This window comes from Streptomyces sp. NPDC050147, assembly GCF_040660195.1.
Classification (GTDB): Bacteria; Actinomycetota; Actinomycetes; order Streptomycetales; family Streptomycetaceae; genus Streptomyces.
Map to the genome: position 1 here is coordinate 1 of NZ_JBFALJ010000012.1, position 21,419 is coordinate 21,419.

19 protein-coding genes are annotated in these 21,419 nt (G+C 69.4%); 16 read left to right on the forward strand and 3 right to left on the reverse strand.

Annotated features, from left to right (window positions below; translation table 11 throughout):
* Positions 1 to 137: 137 nt before the first annotated feature.
* From AB0I94_RS19455 to AB0I94_RS19485, 7 genes are all read left to right on the forward strand, one after another.
* Positions 138 to 1,124 carry a YihY/virulence factor BrkB family protein gene (locus AB0I94_RS19455; RefSeq protein WP_363310804.1) on the forward strand — a complete coding sequence of 329 codons (987 nt, stop codon included), beginning with the start codon at positions 138 to 140 and terminating at the stop codon, positions 1,122 to 1,124.
* Between the two features lie 89 nt (positions 1,125 to 1,213).
* Positions 1,214 to 1,654 carry a phage holin family protein gene (locus AB0I94_RS19460; protein ID WP_363311017.1) on the forward strand — a complete coding sequence of 147 codons (441 nt, stop codon included), beginning with the start codon at positions 1,214 to 1,216 and terminating at the stop codon, positions 1,652 to 1,654.
* Complete coding sequence (locus tag AB0I94_RS19465; protein ID WP_363310806.1) at positions 1,651 to 2,088, forward strand: DUF3618 domain-containing protein; 438 nt, start codon at positions 1,651 to 1,653, stop codon at positions 2,086 to 2,088. The genes AB0I94_RS19460 and AB0I94_RS19465 overlap by 4 nt, the downstream gene beginning before the upstream one ends.
* Entirely contained in the window at positions 2,085 to 2,351 is a 267-nt protein-coding gene (locus tag AB0I94_RS19470; RefSeq protein WP_363310807.1) for a DUF4235 domain-containing protein, read from the forward strand. Before AB0I94_RS19465 ends, AB0I94_RS19470 begins: the two co-directional genes overlap by 4 nt.
* A 182-nt stretch (positions 2,352 to 2,533) precedes the next feature.
* A complete protein-coding gene (locus AB0I94_RS19475; protein WP_363311018.1) occupies positions 2,534 to 4,423 on the forward strand; it encodes a family 20 glycosylhydrolase in 1,890 nt (629 codons plus the stop codon).
* Between the two features lie 52 nt (positions 4,424 to 4,475).
* Entirely contained in the window at positions 4,476 to 6,119 is a 1,644-nt protein-coding gene (locus AB0I94_RS19480) for an alpha-L-fucosidase (RefSeq protein WP_363310808.1), read from the forward strand.
* A gap of 79 nt (positions 6,120 to 6,198) precedes the next feature.
* Positions 6,199 to 6,597 carry a DUF4440 domain-containing protein gene (locus tag AB0I94_RS19485; protein WP_363310809.1) on the forward strand — a complete coding sequence of 133 codons (399 nt, stop codon included), beginning with the start codon at positions 6,199 to 6,201 and terminating at the stop codon, positions 6,595 to 6,597.
* Between the two features lie 29 nt (positions 6,598 to 6,626).
* On the opposite strand, the gene AB0I94_RS19490 is transcribed toward AB0I94_RS19485, so the two are convergent.
* Both AB0I94_RS19490 and AB0I94_RS19495 read right to left on the reverse strand, forming a co-directional pair.
* Positions 6,627 to 7,088 carry a hypothetical protein gene (locus AB0I94_RS19490; protein ID WP_363310811.1) on the reverse strand — a complete coding sequence of 154 codons (462 nt, stop codon included), beginning with the start codon at positions 7,086 to 7,088 and terminating at the stop codon, positions 6,627 to 6,629.
* Between the two features lie 54 nt (positions 7,089 to 7,142).
* Positions 7,143 to 8,159 (reverse strand): LacI family DNA-binding transcriptional regulator, encoded by a 1,017-nt coding sequence (locus AB0I94_RS19495; RefSeq protein WP_363310813.1) that lies wholly within the window; start codon positions 8,157 to 8,159, stop codon positions 7,143 to 7,145.
* 274 nt (positions 8,160 to 8,433) lie between these two features.
* Here AB0I94_RS19495 and AB0I94_RS19500 point away from each other — a divergent pair, with 274 nt between their 5' ends.
* The 6 genes from AB0I94_RS19500 to AB0I94_RS19525 all read left to right on the forward strand — a co-directional run bounded on the left by AB0I94_RS19500 (position 8,434) and on the right by AB0I94_RS19525 (position 16,719).
* Positions 8,434 to 9,717: an extracellular solute-binding protein gene (locus tag AB0I94_RS19500; protein WP_363311019.1), complete on the forward strand. Its 1,284-nt coding sequence runs from the start codon at positions 8,434 to 8,436 to the stop codon at positions 9,715 to 9,717.
* Positions 9,718 to 9,746: 29 nt separating this feature from the next.
* Complete coding sequence (locus AB0I94_RS19505; protein ID WP_363310815.1) at positions 9,747 to 10,700, forward strand: sugar ABC transporter permease; 954 nt, start codon at positions 9,747 to 9,749, stop codon at positions 10,698 to 10,700.
* A 98-nt stretch (positions 10,701 to 10,798) separates the two neighbouring features.
* Positions 10,799 to 11,644 (forward strand): carbohydrate ABC transporter permease, encoded by an 846-nt coding sequence (locus AB0I94_RS19510; RefSeq protein ID WP_363311020.1) that lies wholly within the window; start codon positions 10,799 to 10,801, stop codon positions 11,642 to 11,644.
* A 45-nt stretch (positions 11,645 to 11,689) separates the two neighbouring features.
* Positions 11,690 to 12,949: a glycosyl hydrolase gene (locus tag AB0I94_RS19515; RefSeq protein WP_363310816.1), complete on the forward strand. Its 1,260-nt coding sequence runs from the start codon at positions 11,690 to 11,692 to the stop codon at positions 12,947 to 12,949.
* A 258-nt stretch (positions 12,950 to 13,207) separates the two neighbouring features.
* Complete coding sequence (locus AB0I94_RS19520; RefSeq protein WP_363310817.1) at positions 13,208 to 16,237, forward strand: glycoside hydrolase family 38 C-terminal domain-containing protein; 3,030 nt, start codon at positions 13,208 to 13,210, stop codon at positions 16,235 to 16,237.
* A gap of 110 nt (positions 16,238 to 16,347) precedes the next feature.
* Positions 16,348 to 16,719 (forward strand): VOC family protein, encoded by a 372-nt coding sequence (locus tag AB0I94_RS19525; RefSeq protein WP_363310818.1) that lies wholly within the window; start codon positions 16,348 to 16,350, stop codon positions 16,717 to 16,719.
* 61 nt (positions 16,720 to 16,780) lie between these two features.
* Here AB0I94_RS19525 and AB0I94_RS19530 read toward each other — a convergent pair whose 3' ends face one another.
* Positions 16,781 to 17,482 (reverse strand): FadR/GntR family transcriptional regulator, encoded by a 702-nt coding sequence (locus tag AB0I94_RS19530; protein ID WP_363310819.1) that lies wholly within the window; start codon positions 17,480 to 17,482, stop codon positions 16,781 to 16,783.
* Between the two features lie 178 nt (positions 17,483 to 17,660).
* Here AB0I94_RS19530 and AB0I94_RS19535 point away from each other — a divergent pair, with 178 nt between their 5' ends.
* From AB0I94_RS19535 to AB0I94_RS19545, 3 genes are read left to right on the forward strand one after another with little or no spacing between them, the layout of a single operon-like run.
* Positions 17,661 to 18,746: a sugar ABC transporter substrate-binding protein gene (locus tag AB0I94_RS19535; RefSeq protein ID WP_363310820.1), complete on the forward strand. Its 1,086-nt coding sequence runs from the start codon at positions 17,661 to 17,663 to the stop codon at positions 18,744 to 18,746.
* Between the two features lie 8 nt (positions 18,747 to 18,754).
* On the forward strand, positions 18,755 to 20,380 hold the full coding sequence (locus AB0I94_RS19540; protein ID WP_363310821.1) for a sugar ABC transporter ATP-binding protein: 1,626 nt from the start codon (positions 18,755 to 18,757) through the stop codon (positions 20,378 to 20,380).
* Positions 20,373 to 21,410 (forward strand): ABC transporter permease, encoded by a 1,038-nt coding sequence (locus AB0I94_RS19545; RefSeq protein ID WP_363310822.1) that lies wholly within the window; start codon positions 20,373 to 20,375, stop codon positions 21,408 to 21,410. Before AB0I94_RS19540 ends, AB0I94_RS19545 begins: the two co-directional genes overlap by 8 nt.
* Positions 21,411 to 21,419: the final 9 nt, after the last annotated feature.

Sequence of the window (21,419 nt, forward strand, 5' to 3'; positions counted from 1 at the left end):
CCCCGCGCCCCGCCCCCCCCCCCCCCCCGCCGGGGGCCCCGCGGCGTTCCGGTGCCCGGTCCTGTCCGCTCCGGTGCTGTCCGGCCCGCGTCGCGAGTTGTCCGCATGGCCCGGCGGTTGCGGGTTAACCGGGGAGCATGGACGGGACATCGAATGACGGCCGCGGCGTGGACACCGCGCCGGACGAACCGACGCATTTGTCGAAGCGCTCCTGGCGGGCAGTGATCAAGGGGGTGGTCCGGGAGTTCAAGGACGACGAGCTGACCGACCGGGCGGCAGCGCTGACCTACTACGGGGTGCTGTCACTCTTTCCGATGCTCCTCGTGCTGGTCTCCCTCCTCGGTGTCGTGGGGAAGTCGGCCATCGACAAGCTGCTGAAGAACGTCGAGAAGCTGGCGCCGGGAGCGGCGAGGGACATCATCAGCGACGCCGTGCGGCAGTTGGAGGGCCAGGGTGGTGTCGGTTCCCTGATGGCGGTGCTCGGCCTGGTGCTGGCGGTCTGGGCGTCCTCCGGGTACGTGGGAGCGTTCATCCGTACTGCCAACGCCGTCTACGACATGCCGGAGGGGCGGCCGGTGTGGAAGGTGCTGCCGGTCAGGGTGGGCGTGACGGTGGTGCTGCTGATTTTGGCGGTCGCCAGCGCGCTGATCGTGGTGTTCACGGGCGGCCTCGCCCGTACCGCGGGCTCGGCCCTGGGGGTCGGTGACGCCGGGCTGACCGTGTGGTCGATCGCCAAGTGGCCGGTCCTGGTCGTCCTGGTGACCGTCATGATCGCGCTGCTGTTCTGGGCAACGCCGAACGTGAAGGGCCGGGGTTTCAAGTGGATCACCCCCGGAAGCGTGCTCGCCTTGGTGATCTGGTTGATCGCCTCGGCCGGATTCGCCTTCTACGTGAGCAACTTCAGTTCCTACAACAAGACTTACGGCGCTCTGGCCGGAGTGATCATTTTCCTGGTGTGGCTGTGGATCAGCAACATCGCGATCCTGCTCGGCCTGCAATTCGACGCGGAGATGTCTCGTCAGCGTGCCATCGCCGGTGGGCTTCCCCCCGAGGAGGAGCCCTACGTACCGCCCCGCGACACCCGTGCGTGGGACGAGCAGGACCGTCGCCGCATGGACGAGTGACACAGCCCGCCATGACCGTGGCGCACGACCATGTGCCGATGCCGCAGAGCGGGGTACTCGGCCGCCGAGCAGACTGGAGGTTGATGACGATGGCCCAGACAGGCCCGCACACCACCGGCCGTGACAGTGCCGGACAGACCGCCTCCCACAACGAGCCGGTGGGCGATCTCGTGCAGCGCGCCTCGCAGCAGCTGACGGAGCTGGTGCGCGGCGAGATGCGCCTGGCGCAGGCGGAGATGAAGGAGAAGACCAAGCGCTACGGCAAGGGCAGCGGATTGTTCGGTGGAGCCGGCCTCGTCGGCTTCCTGACCCTGCAGGCGCTTGTCGCCACCGCGATCGCGGCGCTCGCGGTGCCACTTCCGGTGTGGGCCGCGGGGCTGATCGTCACCGCCGTCCTCGGTCTGATCGCCGCGGTACTGGCACTGACCGGCAAGAAGGAAGTCGGCCGGGCCGCCCCGCCGATCCCCGAGCAGGCGATCGACGGCGTGAAGGCCGATGTCGCAGAGATCAAGGAGAGTGCACACCGATGAACCAGCCCGACGACAAGCACACCGCCGACCGCGGGGACCTGCGCGCCAAGGTCGAGCAGACTCGCCAGGACCTCGGAGAGACGGTCGAGGCACTGGCGGCCAAGACGGACGTCAAGGCCCGCGCGCAGGAGAAGGCGGTCGAGATCAAGGGGCAGACCGCCACGAAGGCCGCGGAGCTGACCGGGCAGGCCAGGGTGAAGGCCTCCGAGGCCGCCCATGTGCTGCAGGACAAGGTGCCCGATCAGGTCAAGGGCAAGGCGGTCGCCGCCACCGAGCAGGTGAAGGCCGTGGCCGGGCAGGCCGGCGAGGTGTGGCAGGACAAGGCCCCCGAGCAGGTCCGGGGCCGCCGTGCCGCCTTCCTCGCGGGTGGCGCGTCGCTGGTGGTCGCGTACGTGCTGGTGCGGCGCAAGCGGAAGCACGGGAGCGCGATGTGAAGGCCTCGAAGATCGCGTACAAGCCGGTCGGGATGGCGCTCGGCGCGCTCGCCGGTGTGGCCGCGGGCGGGCTCTTCAAACAGGCGTGGAAGATGGTCGGCCGCGACGAGGACGCCCCCGACGCCACCGACGAGGACCGCGGCTGGGGCGAGATCCTGCTCGCGGCCACGTTGCAGGGGGCGATCTTCGCCGTGGTCAAGGCCGCTGTCGACCGCGGTGGCGCTGTCGCGACGCGTCGGCTGACGGGCGCCTGGCCGGGCTGAGACCCGGCTGTCAGTAAGCCGAGGTCAGTCGGAGTCAGTCGGATGCAGGCGGACACACTCGGATCCGGTCGGGATTCATCCGATGGGTCAGGGCAGGACAGTGCAAATGTCCAAGTCCCTGCCGTGGCCAATGCCTTGACACTCTCAGGGGCCCGCTTGAATCATCGGATGTCATGACTGACATGCGCATGATGTTCGCGCCCCGTGCGCGGCTCCGCGGGCTGAGAGGCGCCGCAGTGGCCCTGCTGCTGCTCGCGGCGCCGGTCCCGGTGGCCCAGGCCGCCGGGACGCCGGGGCCCGCCGCGGCCCCACCCCGCACCGTGCCCGCCTTGACCGACTGGACGCCGGGGAAGGGGAGTTACACCTACGGACCCGGCACCCGGCTCGTCGCGCGCGGGCAGGCGGCCCGCGAAGTCGCCCGCACCCTCGCCGACGATCTGCGCGCCGCGGGCGAGGGCCGGGTGCCGGTCACCGGCGGCGCCCCGCGCGACGGCGACATCGTGATCGACGTCGCTCCCGCGCGGGGGCCGCTCGGAGCCGAAGGGTACGAACTCCGCGTGGGCAAACGCCTGGAGATCACCGGCGCGACCGGGACCGGCGCCTTCTACGGCACGCGCACCCTCCTCCAGCTCCTGGCCCAGAGCGACCGCGTACCGGCCGGTCGTACGGTCGACGTGCCCCAGTACAAGGAGCGCGGCGTGGGAGTCTGCGCCTGCTACATCCACATCTCCACGCCCTGGCTGGAGAACCTCGTACGCGACATGGCGTACAACAAGCAGAACCAGCTGCTCCTCGAACTCAAGGTGAAGAGCGAGAAGCACCCCGAGGCCAACAGCTGGGGCTACTACACCAAGAGCGAGATACGCCGCCTCGTCGCCCTCGGCGGGAAGTACCACGTCACGATCGTCCCGGAGATCAACTCGCCCGGCCACATGGACCCTTGGCTGGAGAAGCGCACCGATCTCCAGCTCACCGACTCCGACGGAAAGCCGCAGCCGTCGCGTCTGGACATCACCAAGGACGAGGCCTTCGCGTACTACACGAGCCTCATCGACGAGTACGCCGAGGTGTTCCCCGCGAAGTCGTGGCACATGGGCGCCGACGAGTACATGCTCGGCTCCGACTTCGCCAAGTACCCCCACATCCTCGAATACGCGAAGAAGAAGTACGGCGAGAACGCGACCCCGCAGGACGCCTTCGTCGACTTCGTGAACCGCGTGCACGCGTACGCGAAGGGCGAGGGCAAGCAGCTGCGCATCTGGAACGACGGCCTGACCGGAGCGAACACGGTGCCGGTCGCGGCGGGGACGAGCGTGGAGCACTGGCTCGACGTGAAGACCAAGCCGAGTCAACTCATCGCCCAGGGCCACCCGTTGCAGAATGCCGCCTACTCCCTCTATCTGGTCCGCGGCGGCTTCCACACCGACACCAAGACGCTCTACGACAAGGCGTGGGACCCACGCAGCTTCGAGGGTGAGCAGCTCGCGTCGCGCGACGGCATCACCGGGGCGAAGATCAGCCTGTGGCCGGACAACGGCCGGGGCGAGACGGAGAACGAGGTCGCGGCCTCCATGGCGATGCCGCTCAGCCACGTCGCCCAGGTCACGTGGGGCTTCGCGCACCCGGACCCGACGTACGCCGATTTCACCGCGCGCGCCAAGACCGTCGGTCACGCACCCGGTTGGCGGGACCTGGCGAGGGCGCCGGTGGCGGACGGAACGTACACCCTTCGGGACACCAGGGGCCACGCGGAACCTGCCGCGTACGAGATCAAGCGCACCGCCGACGGCTACGTCACGCTGAAGTCCACGGCGGACGGCACCTGCCTGGAGACGCGCAGCGGGAAACTCACGCTCAACGTGCCGCTGCAGCCGGGAAGTCCGGTCACGCGGGAGAACTGCGACACGGCGAACACCTTGCAGCGCTGGCAGCTGACGAAGGCATCGGACGGCCTCCGGCTGACGAACGCGATCACCCAGATGTCCGTGTACGTCACCGACGACGGGCGGCTCCAGCAGTACCCGGCGGACCAACGGACCCCGGCGACATGGACGTTGACCGCCGCGCACTGACCCCACCCGCCAGGCCCGAGATCCGCGCACCGACAGGGAGACCCGCACACCCATGACTGTCAGCAGACGTCTCTTCGTGACCGCCGCCGTCACCACAGCGGTCGCCGCGTCGAGCAGTTCCCTCGCGCTCGCGGCACCCGGCTCCATCGGGACGGCTGCCGCCGCTCCCGAACCGCCCTACCGCATCCCGATCAGCCTCGAGGACTCCCCGGAGGAGGTCGTGGCCAAAGCCTCCCGAGTCCGCCCCACCGAACGGCAGATCGCCTGGCAACGCCTTGAACAGACCGCCTTCCTGCACTTCGGGGCCAACACCTTCACCGGCCTCGAATGGGGCACGGGCGACGAGGACCCCGACGTCTTCCAGCCGGCCGGCCTCGACACCGACCAGTGGGCACGGGCGCTGCGCGACGGCGGTTTCAAGCTCGCGATCCTCACGGTCAAGCACCACGACGGCTTCGTGCTCTACCCCTCCCGCTACACCAAGCACGGTGTGGTGAGCAGCAGTTGGCGAGGCGGCAAGGGTGACGTGCTGCGCTCCTTCGCCGACTCGCTGCGCAGGAACGGGATCAAGGTGGGCGTCTACGTCTCGCCCGCCGACGAGAACCAGTACCTGCACGGCGTCTACGCCAACGGCAGCACACGCTCGCGGCGCACCATTCCCACGCCGGTCGAGGGCGATGACCGAGCGGATGCCGCCGCCGCGCGGTCGTTCACGCTCGACGCGACCGACTACGGCGCGCACATGCTCAACCAGCTCTACGAGGTGCTCACCGAGTACGGGCCCATCGACGAGGTGTGGTTCGACGGGGCGCAGGGTCGCATCCCGCCGGAGAAGGTCGAGACGTACGACTGGGACAGCTGGTACGCGGTCATCCGCTCCCTGGCGCCGAACGCGACGGTCGCCGTGCGCGGGCCCGATGTCCGCTGGGTCGGCAACGAGGGCGGACTCGCGCGCGAGAACGAGTGGAGCGTCGTCCCCGTCAAGGACTCGGGGAACGGCAGCATCGACTACGCCCTGAAGTACGACGCCCCCGACCAAGGGAGCCGGGAGGCACTCGCCGACGCGCGCGCGGTCGCCCAGTACGTGCAGTGGTGGCCGGCGGAGTGCGATGTCTCGATCAGGCCTGGCTGGTTCTTCCACGAGGAGGAACAGCCCAAGTCCGTCGAGCGGTTGACGGACATCTGGTTCCGTTCGGTGGGCCGCAACTCCGTGCTGCTCCTCAACATTCCGCCGGACAAGCGGGGCCTGCTCCCGGAGGCGGACGTGGCGCGGCTGCGGGAGTTCCGCGAGTGGATCGGGCGCGAGCTGCCCGAGGACTTCGCGCGGGGTGCGCGGGCCCGAGGCGACGGCCGCCGCCCGTCGTACGCGGTCGACGGCGACCCGGACACGGCGTGGGAGTGCCCCGCGCCAGCCCGGGGGACGCTCACCGTCGACCTGGGCAAGGCGCGCGAGGTCGACCGGATCCGGCTGGGGGAGGAGATCCGGCGGGGTCAGCAGCTGGAGCACGCGGTGATCGAGGCGCGGGTCTCCGGCGGCTCCGGATGGTCTCTCGTGACCGAGGTGGACACCGTGGGGGCCAGCAGGGTCCTGACGCTGGCCACGCCGGTGCGGGCGCGGGAGTGGCGGCTTCGGGTGACGGGTTCGCGCGGGGCGGTGCGGCTCGCGGAGTTCGGCCTGTACCGGTCGCGGGTGTAGGGGCCTTCCCCGGGAGCCACGAAAACCGCTCCCGGGGCTCCGAATCCCCGCCGTTCGGCGCGGTGTTACGGTCTCGGCCATGTCCAAGACTGAGATCGACGCCGTGACCGCCGACTTCTTCGGCGCCTTCGACAACGTGGGCGGCAAGGCCGCTGACGTGGCACGCATCCGCCGACTGATGCTCCCGGGCGGCGTGATCGTCGTCACCGGACCGAAGTTCGCGGCCTACACGGTGGAAGAGTTCATCGAGCCCCGCCAACGCCTCTTGAGCGAGGGCCGGTTGGTGGAGTTCTCCGAGTGGGAGACCTCCGAACGGACGGAGATCGACGGCGACATCGCCTCGCGGTTCGGCACGTACAGCAAGTCCGGGATTCTGGACGGCGCCCCGTTCGAGGGAGGCGGCACGAAGACCATCCAGTTCGTCCGCACCCCGGAGGGCTGGAGGATCGCGGCGTTCTCCTGGTACGACAAGGACTGACCGCCGGGACCCTCTCTTGCGGCGCACCTTCAGGGCCACACGACCTCGCCGTCCCGTACCACCAGGGGACTGGTCTGCTCCTCCTCGTAGAACCTGATCCAGCCGACGCGAACGGAACCGTCGAAGCGCTCGTGATGGCCCCTTCCCTTGGACGCCAGCCAGGTGAGCAGTTCGCCGACGCGGCCGAAGTCGTCCGGGTGGATCTCCTGCCGAGCGGTGAGTGCCCAGCCCTCCGCACGCCGGAGCAGCACGGAGGTGAGCGCTCCGTGCACCTTCGAGGCCGTTTCATGGCACCCCAGGAGCGGCACAGGGTCGTCCTCCATGACGAGTTCGCCCTCGTCGTTCTCCGTCACGACCGGGAACGCACGCACGATGGTCAACTCCACGGGCCGCGGTCCCAGGCCGAGATGCCACCGGAGCTCGGCGATCTCCTCCTCGGAGACGCCGTCACGCAGGTCCATCGCAATCGAGAGCTCGAACATGTCCGCCATGCCGAAACCGTACCGGCGGGGTACGACAGACCTGCATCACGGGGAAGGCGCGGCTCAGCCCCCGGTCACCCGCCCCGTGCTCTCCCGCTCGATGAGGGTCGGCAGCGGCACCTGGACCGTGGCCGCGGGGCCGTCGTCCAGGAGGGACAGGAGTTCGCGCGCCGCCGTACGCCCGAAGGACACCGTGTCGCGGGACAGGGCCGTGAGCCACGGGTGAACCATCCGGCACAGCGCCGAGTCCTCCCACGCGATCACTGATACGTCCCTCGGCACGGCGAAGCCGAGGGAGGCCGCCGCGGCGATCCCGGCGACGGCCATCACGTCGTTGTCGTACACGAGAGCTGTCGGCGGTGACGCGGCCGAGAGCACCCGCCGGGTCACCGCGGCGCCCTCCGCGTCGGAGTAATCGGTGGTCACCGAGCGGACCTCGGAGAGGTCGCGACGCTCGGCCTCGGCCCGCAGCGTGCGGATCCGCCGCTCCGTGTGGGCGAGGCCGGGCAGCCCCGCGATGTGCACGACGCGACGGTGGCCGAGAGCGTGCAGATGGTCCACGACCGACGCCATCGCGCCCGCGTCGTCGGCCCAGACGGTGGAGAGGCCGGGGTGGTGCGCCTGAGGGTCCGGGACGCCGCCCGTCACCACGGCGGGCAGTCCGAGATCGTCGAGGAGGGACGGGCGCGGGTCCTCCGTGCGCGGGTCCACGACGAGGACGCCGTCCACCCGGCGCTCGGCCCACCACCGCTGGTAGACCGCACACTCGGCGGTCACGTCCTCCACCACCTGGAAGAGCAGCCCCAGTTGACGCTCCGCCAGGACTTCCTGGATGCCCGAGATCAGCTGCAGGAAGAACGAGTCGACGCCCAGCGTCCCGGCGGGCCTGGCCACCACGAGACCCACTGTCGCCGATCCCTCACCGGACAGCGCGCGCGCCGCCGTGCTCGGGTGCCAGCCCAGTTGCTCGGCGACCCTGCGGACCCGGTCGCGGGTGACGTCGGAGACTCCGGGCCGGTCGTTGAGCGCGAAGGACACGGCGCTCTCGGAGACTCCGGCACGGCGCGCGATGTCCTTCATGGTCGGCCGGCGTGCCGGGGACCGCTTGCCTTGCACCGGTGTTGCCCCTTTCTTGTTGCGCGCATACTAATGCGCTTGAGCCAGCACACTCTAAAGCGCTTTAGTCGATCCCCGCAAGAAGTTCAACGAACCGCCCTGACCTGCATAGTTGGCGGGATTCGCAGGATTTTTAAACGAATCCATTGACTTTTTGCCGGAGTTCCATGCAAGGTCTGCCTCACGCTGGGCCGAGCAAAGGAGCCGTTTCACCGTGCGCATCTCCCACCACCCCCGCATCCCCAGAAGGGCAGCCGCCGCTGCCGCCGTCCTCGCCGTGCTGCTGCCACTGAGCGCCTGTGGCGACGGAGGCGACGGCGGCGGCTCGACCGACGCGTCCGGCAAGATCGAGGGCGAGATCACCTTCCAGACCTGGAACCTGAAGGCCAACTTCAAGTCGTACTTCGAGGGCGTCGTCGACGGCTTCGAGAAGAAGTACCCCGGCACGAAGGTGAACTGGGTCGACCAGCCCGGCGAGGGCTACGCCGACAAGATCAGCGCCGACGCCGCGGCCGGCACCCTCCCCGACGTCGTCAACGTCTCGCCCGACCTGGTGGCCCCGCTCGCCAAGGCCGGTCTCGCGCTCGACCTCGACAAGGCCGCCGGGAAGTACGAGAAGGAGTACCTGCCGGGGGCGTGGAAGAGCCACCAGATACCGGGCACGGAAGGGACGTACGCCTTCCCCTGGTACCTGAACACCGGGCCGCTCTTCTACAACAAGCGGATCTTCAAGGAAGCGGGGCTCGACGCCGACGAGCCGCCGAAGACGTTCGACCAACTCTTCGACGACGCACTGACGTTGTCGAAGAAGACCAAGGGCAAGACCGCCACCCTCGCCAACGTCCCCACCATCGAGGACTTCGGGCGCTACGGCGTGCCGCTGATGGACAAGGACGGGACCAAGTTCACCTTCAACGGCCCCAAGGGCGTCGAACTCCTCACCAAGTACAAGAAGTTGTACGACGCCAAGGCCCTGGACCGGCAGGCACTCACCGCGACGCCCGAGTCCACGGGGAAGAAGTTCCTCACCGAGGCCGTCGCCATGAACCCCGGAAGCGCCCTGGACCTCGGAAAGTTCAAGAAGGAGGCCCCGGGCCTCTACAAGAACATCGGGATCACCCCGCAGATCACCAACACCGGCAAGGACAACATGTACGTGATGGGCGTGATGGTGAACACCCGCACCAAGCAGACGCCCGCCGCGGTGGCCTTCGCCCACTACGTGACGGACGCGCAGCGCCAGATGTCCTTCGCCAAGAAGGTGGCGATCTTCCCCAGCACGCAGGGTTCGCTCGACGACCCCTACTTCACCAAGCAGGACGGTACCGACGACACGCGGGTGCGGGTCGCCGCCGCCAAGTCCATCAAGACCGCGGTGAACTACACGCCCGTGCTGTTCAGCGAGCAGATGAAGATCGAGCTGCGCAACAGCGTCGCCAGGGCGCTGCAGGGCAAGCAGAGTCCCAAGGAAGCGCTTGACAACGCTGTCAAGAGCTGTGACCGGCTGCTGAAGCAGAGCTGAGAAGACGACACGGACCACGGACCACCACCATGAAAAGCTCCAGCGCCGCCACCGTGCCCCGTGCGGCCGACCCCGTCCCCCGGGGCGCGGCCGGCCGCGGCCCCCGTCGCCGCATCAGACGTCAACTCCCGTCCAGCCCGTGGCTGTTCGCCGCACCCGGCCTGTTGATCGTCGGCGTCTTCATCCTCTATCCGTTCGTCAGCACGCTCATCAACTCCTTCACCGACAAGCGCACCCTGATCCCGGGGGAGTACGTCGGTCTGGACAACTTCCGGGAGCTGCTGCACGACGACATGTTCTGGATCGGGCTCCGCAACTCGACGCTCTACATCGTGGGGGTCGTCCCCGCGCTCGTCGTGCTGCCGCTGCTGCTCGCGATGCTCGTCCAGAAACACATCCCCGGCATCACCTTCTTCCGGTCCGCCTTCTATACGCCGGTGGTCGCGTCCATCGTCGTGGTGGGCCTGATCTGGGTGTGGATGCTGGATGAACGGGGCCTGGTCAACGCGGTCCTTGAAGCGGTGGGGATCGGCTCGGTCGGCTTCCTCAGCGACCAGTGGCTGCTCCTGCTGAGCGCCATGGCCGTCACGGTCTGGAAGGGCCTCGGCTACTACATGATCATTTACCTGGCGGCGCTCGCCAACGTGCCCCGTGAACTCCACGAGGCCGCCTCGGTGGACGGCGCGGGCTCCGTCCGCCGCTTCTTCACCGTCACCGTGCCCGCCGTGCGCTCCACCATGGTGCTGGTGGCCGCCCTGTCCTCGGTCGCCGCCTTCAAGGTGTTCTCCGAGGTCTACCTGATGGCCGGACCCAACGGCGGTCCGGCAGGCGAGGACACCACGCTCGTGATGCTGGTGCAGCGCGTCGGCACCGGCCTGACCGGCCGCGTCGGGTACGCGTCGGCCATCTCGGTCGTCGTCTTCGTCGTCACCGTCGCGCTGATGCTGCTCGTGCTGCGCGCGGACCGGAAGGAGGACGCGTGAGCACCGCGACGAACACGCGCAAGACCGACCAGGCAGCGAAGGAGAGGGAGGGACAGGCCCAGAAGTCCGGGAAGGGCGGGACCCGCGGGCGCGGGCGGATCACCGACGAGAACGGCCGCCGGATGCCCGTGTGGGAGATCATCCTGCGCTACGGACTCCTGCTCGCCGTACTGGCCCTGATGATCGGCCCCTTCCTCTGGCAGCTCTCCACCTCCCTCAAGGGCCCGCACGAGAACATCTTCAGCTCCCCGCCCTCGTTCCTGCCCGACAGCCCGACCTTCCACAACTACGAACGCGTCGCCGACACCATCCCCGTCTGGGACTACGCCCTCAACTCCCTGAAGGTGGCCGCCGCCAACGTGGTGACCAACTGCGTGGGCGCCACCCTCGCCGGATACGCGCTCGCCCGCCTGCGCTACCGGGGCCGCCGCGCGGCCACGATCGTCTTCGTCCTCGCCATGCTGGTGCCCGTGGAGGGCATCATCATCGCCCAGTTCACGACGATGCGGGAGCTGGGCCTGAACAACACCCTCATCGGTGTGCTGCTGCCCGGCTGCGTCTCCGCGCTCAACGTCCTGCTGATGCGCAACGCCTTCCTGAACCTGCCGTACGAGATCGAGGAAGCCGCGTACGTCGACGGCGCGAACGTCTGGCAGCGGTTCCTGCGGATCGCCCTGCCCGCGGTCAAGGGGACGCTCGCCGTGGTGGCGATCTTCGCCTTCATGGGCGCCTGGGACGACTTCCTGTGGCCGCTGATCGTGCTGAGCGACCCGGACCGGTTCACCCTGACCATCGGCCTCAACTATCTGCACGGCACCTTCGCCAACGACGAACGGCTCGTCGCCGCGGGCACGGTCATCGCCGTGCTGCCGCTGATCGTGCTCTTCGCCTGTCTCCAGCGGTACTTCTTCCGCGGGGTGGGCGAGGGCGCTGTGAAGGGCTGAGCCGCAGTTGTCTCATCCCCCCGCACCCCCAGAACCAGGACTCGCATGCCTCGTACGACTCGTGTGCCTTCGGGCGCGCCGCGCTTCGGCGCGAACTACACCCCGAGCCAGGGGTGGTTCCACCACTGGCTCGACTTCGACATCGACGCCGTGCGCGCCGACCTCGACGCGATCGCGGCGCTCGGCCTCGACCACATCCGGGTCTTCCCGATCTGGCCGTACTTCCAGCCCAACCGCACCCTGATCCGACCGCGCGCCGTCGAGCAGCTCGTCGCCCTCGCGGACGCCGCGGCCGAGCGCGGGCTCGACGTCAACGTCGACGGACTGCAGGGGCACCTGTCGAGCTTCGACTTCCTGCCCGCGTGGACGCAGACGTGGCACCGGCGGAACATCTTCACCGACCCCGATGTGGTGGAGGGAGAGGTCGCCTACCTGCGCACGCTCGCCGCCGCCCTCGCCGACCGGCCGAACTTCATCGGCATGACCATCGGCAACGAGGTCAACCAGTTCTCGGCGGGGCCGCATCCCGATCCGGACCGCATCACGCAGGACCAGGCGCAGGAGTGGCTGCGGCGGGTCCTCGCCGCGTGCGAGGAGGGCGCGCCCGGCAAGCTGCATCTGCACGCCGAGTACGACGCCGCCTGGTACCAGGACGACCAGCCCTTCACCCCCGCCCAGGCCGCACGCCTCGGCGGCGCGACCGCCGTGCACTCCTGGGTGTTCAACGGCACGGCCCAGCGGTACGGGCGCGAGGGCGTCGCCACCGCGCAGCACGCGGCGTACATGATCGAACTGTCCAAGGCGTGGGCGGACGATGCGCGCCGCCCGGTCTGGCTGCAGGAGGTGGGCGCGCCCGCTCCCCTCGTCCCCGCCGAGCACGCGGCCGCCTTCACCGAGGCTACGGTGGAGGCGGCGCTGGACTGCGCGGATCTGTGGGGGGTGACGTGGTGGTGCTCGCACGATGTGTCGCGCTCGCTGTCGGACTTCCCCGAACTTGAGTACAGCCTGGGCCTGTTGACGAATGAGGGGCAGGTCAAACCTGGGGGAGAGGTGCTGGCCCGGATCGCCGGGGAGTGGCGGGGGCGGGAGTACGCGCCCGCGGTCCGCTCGACCGCGGTGGTGGTCGATGACTCCACCTCGCGGCGGTCCGCGTGTGGCCCCGGGGGAGCGGTGTTCGAGGCGTTCATGGGCCTCGTCGCGGACGGGGTCCGGCCCACCACTGTTCTGGCCGGCAGGGTCGGTGACTCGGCGCATTTGGCTGCGCGGGGCATCAGTGAGGTCGTGCGGCCAGGGGAGGTCGGCTAGGCCCAAGATCTCTCCCCGACCCCGCCCCTTCCCGACTGTGACATTTGCGGCTCCGCCCCAGACCCCGTACAAGACGGCCTCGAACGCCGGCCGGGCTGAACTTCCAGCCTGTCCGGCGCTTGAGGACGAACTCGGCGAAGCCGGTGATCAACGGTGCGCAAGGCCCCCGCGCCAGAGCGGGTTTTCGGGAAGGGGCGGGGTTGGGGAAATCAGACCCCGTCCACCCCACCCGCACCCACCACACAAACGGAGAGCACCATGCACGACGACCGCACCCTCATAGAAGCCCGCCTCAAGCGCGTCCTGGACGAGCGCATCCGCCCCGCCGTCTACCCCGAGTCCGTACCCCTGGACGTCGCGGTGTGGAACGCCCCCGGTGAACCCGTCCCCGTGGCGGAAGGCCTCGCCGCCACCCCCGAGCCGACCGCGGTCGGCGCCCCCTGGGGCGCCCCCTGGTCCACCAGCTGGTTCCAGGTGACCGGCACCGTCCCGCGGGAATGGGCGGGGAAGACCGTCGAGGCCATCCTCGACCTCGGCTTCGACGAGAACATGCCCGGCTTCCAGTGCGAGGGCCTGGTCTACCGCCCCGACGGCACCCCGGTGAAGGGCCTCAACCCCCGCAACCAGTGGGTGCGGATCGCCGCTCCGGCCACCGGCGGCGAAGACGTCCACCTGCACATCGAGGCCGCCTCCAACCCCGTCATCCTCGACTACCACCCCTTCCTGCCCACCCAGCTCGGCGACAAGGAGACGGCCGGCAGCGAGCCCCAGTACAAGCTCGCCCGCATGGACCTCGCCGTCTTCGACGAGACCGTGTGGCAGCTCGTCATCGACCTCGAAGTGCTCGGCGAGCTCATGCAGGAGCTGCCCGAGGACTCCGGGCGCCGTTACGCGATCGTGCGCGCCATCGGCCGCTGTCTGGACGCCGTCGACCTCCAGGACGTGAACGGGTCGGCGCCCGCGGCCCGTGCCGAGCTCGAAGGCGTCCTCACCACCCCCGCCGAGCCCTCGGCCCACCGCATCAGCGCCGTCGGCCACGCGCACATCGACTCCGCCTGGCTGTGGCCGCTGCGCGAGACGGTGCGCAAGGTCGCGCGTACGACGTCCAACATGACCGCGCTCATCGAGGACGAGCCCGACTTCGTCTTCGCCATGTCGCAGGCCCAGCAGTGGGCGTGGGTCAAGGAGCACCGGCCCGAGGTGTGGGCGAAGGTCAAGAAGGCGGTCGCCGACGGGCGGTTCGTGCCCGCGGGCGGCATGTGGGTCGAGTCGGACACGAACATGCCCGGGTCGGAGGCGATGGCCCGTCAGTTCGTGCACGGGAAGCGGTTCTTCCTGGACGAGTTCGGCATCGAGAACGACGAGGCGTGGCTGCCGGACACCTTCGGCTTCGCCGCCGGTCTTCCGCAGATCATCAAGGCGGCGGGCTCCAAGTGGCTCCTCACCCAGAAGATCTCCTGGTCGCAGACCAACCGCTTCCCGCACCACACCTTCAACTGGGAAGGCATCGACGGCACCCGCATCTTCACGCACTTCCCGCCCGTCGACACCTACAACTGCTCGATGAAGGGCAGCGAGATCGCCCACGCGGCGAAGAACTTCAAGGACAAGGGAGTCGCCCGGCGCTCCCTCGCCCCGACGGGCTGGGGTGACGGCGGCGGCGGCACCACCCGCGAGATGATCGCGAAGGCGGGACGCCTGCGAGACCTGGAGGGTTCGGCGACCGTCGAGTGGGAGACCCCCGCCGCGTTCTTCGAGAAGGCCGAGGCGGAGTACCCGAACGCTCCCGTCTGGGTCGGCGAACTGTACCTGGAGCTCCACCGCGCCACGCTCACCAGCCAGGCGGGCACCAAGCAGGGCAACCGCCGCAGCGAGCACCTGCTGAGGGAGGCCGAGCTGTGGGCGGCCACGGCAGCCGTGCGGGTACCAGAATTCTCGTACCCCTACGAGGAGTTGGACCGCATCTGGAAGACGGTGCTGCTCCACCAGTTCCACGACATCCTGCCCGGCTCGTCCATCGCCTGGGTGCACAGGGAGGCGCGCGCGACGTACGCGAAGGTCGCCGAGGAGCTGAACGGCATCATCGACGCGGCTCAGCGGGCACTCGCCGGACAGAGCGACGGCACGGACACCACCCTCGTCTTCAACTCCACCCCGCACACCCGCGACGGCGTCCCGGCGGGCGGCGCGCGGCCCGCCGCGATCGACGGCCAGGCGGCGATTGCCTCCCGTGCCGATGGCGGCTACGTCCTCGACAACGGCCTGCTGCGGGTCGAGATCGACGCGCGCGGTCTGATCGTCTCGGCGTACGACATCGTGGCGGACCGGGAGACCATCGCGCCCGGCCAGGCGGCGAACCTGCCGCAGATCCACGCCGACTTCCCGAACATGTGGGACGCGTGGGACGTCGACGAGTTCTACCGGAACACGGTCACCGACCTCACGGACGCGGACCGGGTGGAGACCGGCGAGGACGGCGTCTCGGTGCGTGTCACGCGGACCTTCGGTGACTCGCGGCTCACGCAGACGCTGTCCCTGTCGCCCGGCTCCATGCGCCTGGACATCGACACGGAGGTCGACTGGCACGAGACGGAGAAGTTCCTGAAGCTGGCGTTCCCGCTGGACATCCACGCGGAGCGGTACGCCTCGGAGACGCAGTTCGGCCACTTCTACCGGGCCACGCACACCAACACGAGCTGGGAGGCCGCCAAGTTCGAGGCGTGCAACCACCGCTTCGTGCAGGTGGAGGAGCCGGGCTGGGGTGTCGCCCTGGTCACCGACTCTACGTACGGGCATGACGTGACCCGCACGGTACGCGCCTCGGACTCCGGCACGACCACGACGGTCCGCGCCTCGCTCCTGCGTGCCCCGCGCTTCCCCGACCCCGAGACGGACCAGGGTGTGCACCGCTTCCGGCACGCGCTGGTCCCCGGCGCCGCGATCGGCGACGCGGTGCGGGAGGGCTACCGGATCAACCTGCCCGAACGGCAGGTCCCGGGCGGCGCGGAGGTGGCCCCGCTGGTGACCCTCGACAATGACGCCGTGGTCGTCACGGCGGTCAAGCTCGCCGACGACGGCAGCGGTGACGTGGTCGTCCGCTTCCACGAGTCGCGGGGCGGGCGGGCGAAGGCGACGCTGACGCCGGGCTTCCCGGTCGGTTCCGTGGAGGTGACGGACCTCCTCGAGCGCCCCCTCACCGACGCGCCGGCCCCGGTGCGCTCGGGCGAGGAAGTCGCCCTGGCGCTGCGGCCGTTCGAGCTGGTGACGCTGCGATTCACGCGGGCGTGATGTCTGACTGAACGGACGCTGACACCCGGGCGTCGGACGGGCTGGTGGTCCCAGCTCGTCCGACGCCCGAGTCGTCGCACGCCGGGCATCCGAGAGGCACACTGGCCGACATGCCCCTCGCACTGCACCACATCGTCATCGACGCCCACGATCTGCCCTCCCTGGCCCGTTTCTGGGCGGAGGCACTGGGCTGGCGGATACTGTCCGAGCGCGAGCGGGAGGTCGTGATCGGCTCTGCCGAGAACGCGCCGGTGGGCATCTGCTTCATGCCGGTGACGGATCGCAAGGTCGTCAAGAACCGCCTGCATCTCGACCTGACGTCCGCCGCGGAGGACCGCGACGCCGAGATCGAGCGCCTCCTCGCACTCGGCGCCCGCAGGGCCGAGGTCGGGCAGAGCGGTGAGGAGTCGTGGACGGTCCTCGCCGACCCGGAGGGAAACGAGTTCTGCGTGGTCCGCCCGAAGAAGACCCTCATCGGCTAGGACCGGGGCGGAGGCGCGCCCCGCCCCACGGCGCACCGCCTCGCCCGTGCCGGGTAGACCCCTACCCGTCCACCTGCGCCCGCATCCACTCCTCCACCTCTCCCACATGCGCCGCCGCCGCGGCCCTCGCCGCCTCCGGGTCCCGGGCCACCAGCGCCCGGTGGATCCTGGCGTGTTCGCGGCGGGTTCGTTCGAAGGCGCCCTCCTCCTGGTAGCCCCGCCAGACCCGTGCGCGGAACGTGCGGGACGACAGGCCCTCCAGGATGGCCGCCATCGTGTCGTTGCCCGCCGCGAAGGCGATCGTGCGGTGGAACGCGAGGTCGTGGGAGAGGATCTCCTCCGGGTCCTCCGTGGCGTTCATCGCCTCCAAGTGCTTCTCCACGTCGGCCAGTTGATCGGGCGAGATGCGCGCCGCCGCCAGCGCCGTCGCCGTGGATTCGAGGACCCTGCGTACCTCCAGGAGTTCCACGAGGCGTGGGCCGCGTGACAGGTCCGCCACGACGCCGAAGGTTTCCAGGAGGTCCCCGGCCTCCAGCTGGGTGACATAGATGCCCGAGCCGTGCCGGGCCTCCAGGACCCCCATCACCGTGAGCGCCCGGATCGCCTCCCGCATGGAACTGCGCGAGATTCCCAGCTGCGTCGCCAACTCCCGCTCCGTCGGCAGCCGTGCGCCGGGCTCCAGGCGGCCCTCGCCGATCATCGCCTTGATCTGCTCGATGGCCCGCCCGGTCACGGTGCCCTTCTGCGGGGCGGTCTGGTCCACGTGACGCTCCTCCACTAGCCGAGTGCGCCGAAGTCTAATCAGAGATGTGGTCGGACCACTACGGCCTGAAAGCAGGAAAACTTGGCGTCGAGGGGTGTTGTGAGCGCCAAGTGGTCTGATAAATATTCGCCCATCAGTCGCTAGGACTCCCGATCCACGCTCGATGAGGAGCTGTCAGATGGCCGGCAGAACAGTGCGCAACAGGACCAGCGGGGCGGGGACTTCGCGTGCGGTGCGGACCGCCGCCGCCGCGGCCTGCGCGTCCCTCGTGCTCACGGCATGCGGCAGTACGAAGGACAGCGCGGCGCCCGCGGGCGGTGAGGGCGGCGGTGAGGGCAAGGTCGGAGTGATCCTGCCCCTGCTGACCTCGCCGTTCTGGCAGTCGTACAACGACTACGTACCGAAGATGGCGAAGACCGAGGACGTCGACGCGCTCAAGACGGTCAACTCCAACAGCGACCCCTCGCAGCAGATCACCGACATCAACAACCAGCTCAACCAGGGGGTCAAGGGGCTCGTCGTCGCGCCGCTCGACAGCGCGGCCATCTCCGCCGGCCTCGACCAGGCCGAGCGCAAGGGCGTACCCGTGGTCGCCGTCGACGTCGCCCCCGAGAAGGGCAAGGTCGCGATGGTCGTGCGGGCCAACAACGTCGCGTACGGCGAGAAGGCGTGCGAGTACCTCGGCAAGCAGGTCAAGACCGGCAAGGTCGTCCAGATCATGGGAGACCTCGCCTCCGTCAACGGCCGTGAGCGCTCCGAGGCGTTCCGCACCTGCGTGAAGAAGAAGTTCCCCAAGCTCAAGGTCCTGGAGATCCCCGCCAAGTGGGAGTCCGACACGGCCGCGTCGAAACTGGACACCCTGCTCAACTCCAACCCCGACATCAAGGGGATCTACATGCAGGCGGGCGGCGTCTATCTCGCCCCCACCCTGCAGACCCTCAAGTCCAAGAAGATGCTGAAGAAGGCGGGCGAGGAGGGGCACATCACCGTCATCTCGAACGACGGCATCCCGCAGGAGTTCGACGCCATCCGCAAGGGCCAGATCGACGCCACCGTCTCGCAGCCGGCCGACGCGTACGCCAAGTACGGGATGTACTACATCAAGGCCGCGATGAGCGGGAAGAAGTTCAAGCCGGGGCCGACCGACCACGACTCCACCATCGTGAAGCTGCCCAGCGGCATCCTGGAGGACCAGTTGCCCGCGCCCCTGGTCACCAAGGAGAACGTGGACGACTCCGAGCTGTGGGGCAACACGGTCAAATGAGTACGCCGATGACCGAGCCCTCCACCGGCAGGGCGACGACTCCGCTCGTCGAAGCGACCGGCATCACCAAGCGGTACGGGCCCACCGTCGCGCTGCGGGACGGGCAGCTCACCGTCCTGCCCGGTGAGTCCCACGCCCTCGTCGGCCGCAACGGCGCGGGCAAGTCGACCCTCGTCACCATCCTCACCGGGCTCCAGGCCCCGGACGCGGGCACCGTCCTCTTCGACGGCGAGCCCGCGCCACAGCTCACCGACCGCGACGCCTGGCGCCGCAAGGTCGCCTGCGTCTATCAGAAGCCCACCGTGGTTCCCGATCTCACCGTCGCCGAGAACCTCTTCATCAACCGGCAGCCCGAAGGACGCGGCGGCTTCATCAGCTGGCGCAAGCTGCGCACGCAGGCCGCCGACGTGCTCGACACCTGGGACGTCCGGGTCGACCCGGACGCCCGTACCGCCGACCTCGAGGTCGAGGACCGGCAGATGGTCGAGATCGCGCGGGCGCTCAGCTTCGGGGCGCGGTTCATCGTCCTGGACGAGCCCACGGCACAACTCGACAACCGCGAGATCGAGCGGCTCTTCACGCGCATGCGGGCGCTCCAGGAGTCCGGCGTCACCTTCCTCTTCATCTCGCACCACCTCCAGGAGGTGTACGAGGTGTGCCAGACCGTCACGGTCCTGCGCGACGCCCGCTGGATCATCACCGCGCCCGTGGCCGACCTGCCCCGCGCCGCCCTGGTCGAGGCGATGGCGGGCGAGGCGCTGCGGGAGAAGGAGGCCGCCGAGGAGTCCGTGGCCCGGACCGAGGTCCCCGCGAACGCCCCGGTGATGCTCGACGTCACGGGCCTCACCAGTGACTCGTACGCGGGTGTCGACCTGACCGTCCGCAAGGGCGAGGTCGTGGGCCTCGCCGGATCCAGCGGCAGCGGCAAGATCAACCTCGCGGAGACCATCGCGGGGCTGCACACGCCGACCGGCGGAAGCGCCCGACTCGACGGGAAGGAGCTGCCGTTCGGGGATGTCGCCGCCTCGCTGCGGGCCGGCGTCGGCTGCGTCCCGCGTGACCGGCACGACCAGGGCCTGGTCTTCGGGATGACGATCGGCGACAACGCCACGATGACCGTCCTCGACCGGCTCGGGAAGTACGGCTTCGTGGGCACCGAGCGCAAGCGCCGCTTCGCCGAGGAGCTGATCGACCGCCTCGACATCCACGCCGAGGGGCCTGACCAACCCGTGTCGGACCTCTCGGGCGGCAACGCCCAGAAGGTCGTCATGGCGCGCGCACTCGCCTCCGACCCGCGCCTCCTCGTCCTCATCAACCCCACCGCAGGCGTGGACGTGAAGTCCAAGGAGTCGCTCCTTGCCCGGATGGACAACGCCCGCGAGGACGGCACCGCCGTCCTCGTCGTCTCCGACGAGCTGGACGACCTGCGGCGCTGCGACCGCGTCCTGGTCCTCTTCCACGGACGGGTGGTCGCCGAGCACGAGGCGGGCTTCACCGACCACGACCTGATCGGGTCGATCGAGGGGGTGGGCCCCGACAGGGGCCCGGGACTGTCACATATGCGGCTCCGCCGCGCGAGCGCGACAAGCCCCCACCGGCCCGCGGCCGAAGAACAAGGAGACCACAGTGGCTGACACCAAGGCCCCGGCCGCACAGGCTGCCCCCGCAAAGAAGAGCACCGCCGAAGGCCGCGCAGCGAAAAGCATCATCCTGCGTCGGGCACGCGAACTCGCCCTGGTACCCGCCCTGCTGCTCCTCATGCTGCTCGGCGCACTGGTCAACGACTCGTTCCTCACGGAGCGGAACATCATCTCCATCCTCGGCGCCTCCGCCGCCCTGGCGATGGTCGTGCTCGCCGAGTCGCTCGTCCTCATCACCGGCAAGTTCGACCTGTCCCTCGAATCGGTCGTCGGCATCGCGCCCGCCGTCGGCGCGCTGCTCGTGCTGCCCGCGGCCCAGGCCGGATTCGGCACCGAGATGCCCGCCGCGGTGGCGCTCCTCGCGATCCTCGTCGTCGGTGCGGTCATCGGCGCCTTCAACGGCATCCTCGTGGTGAAGCTCAAGCTCAACGCGTTCATCGTCACGCTCGCCATGCTGATCGTGCTGCGCGGACTGCTCGTCGGCGCGACCGAGGGCAAGACGCTCTTCGGCATGCCCGACGCCTTCTACACCCTCGCCACCTCGACGTTCCTGACCATCCCGCTCTCGGTGTGGCTGGCCGCCGTCTCCTTCGGCGTCGCGGGGTTCGTCCTCAAGTACCACCGTGTAGGACGCGCCCTGTACGCGATCGGCGGCAACGCCGACGCGGCACGCGCCGCCGGCATCCGCGTCGAGCGCGTCATGCTCGGCGTGTTCATCGTCGCCGGTGTGCTCGCCGCCGTCGGCGGACTCATGCAGACCGGTTACGTCGGCGCGATCAACGCCAATCAGGGCCAGAACATGATCTTCACCGTGTTCGCGGCGGCCGTCATCGGCGGCATCAGCCTCGACGGCGGCAAGGGCACCATGTTCGGCGCCCTCACCGGCGTGCTGCTGCTCGGCGTCGTACAGAACCTGCTCACTCTCGCCCAGGTGCCGTCCTTCTGGATCCAGGCCATCTACGGCGGAATCATCCTGGTCGCCCTGATGATCGCCCGTGTCACCACCGGTCGCGCACAGGACTGACCCCGCTCC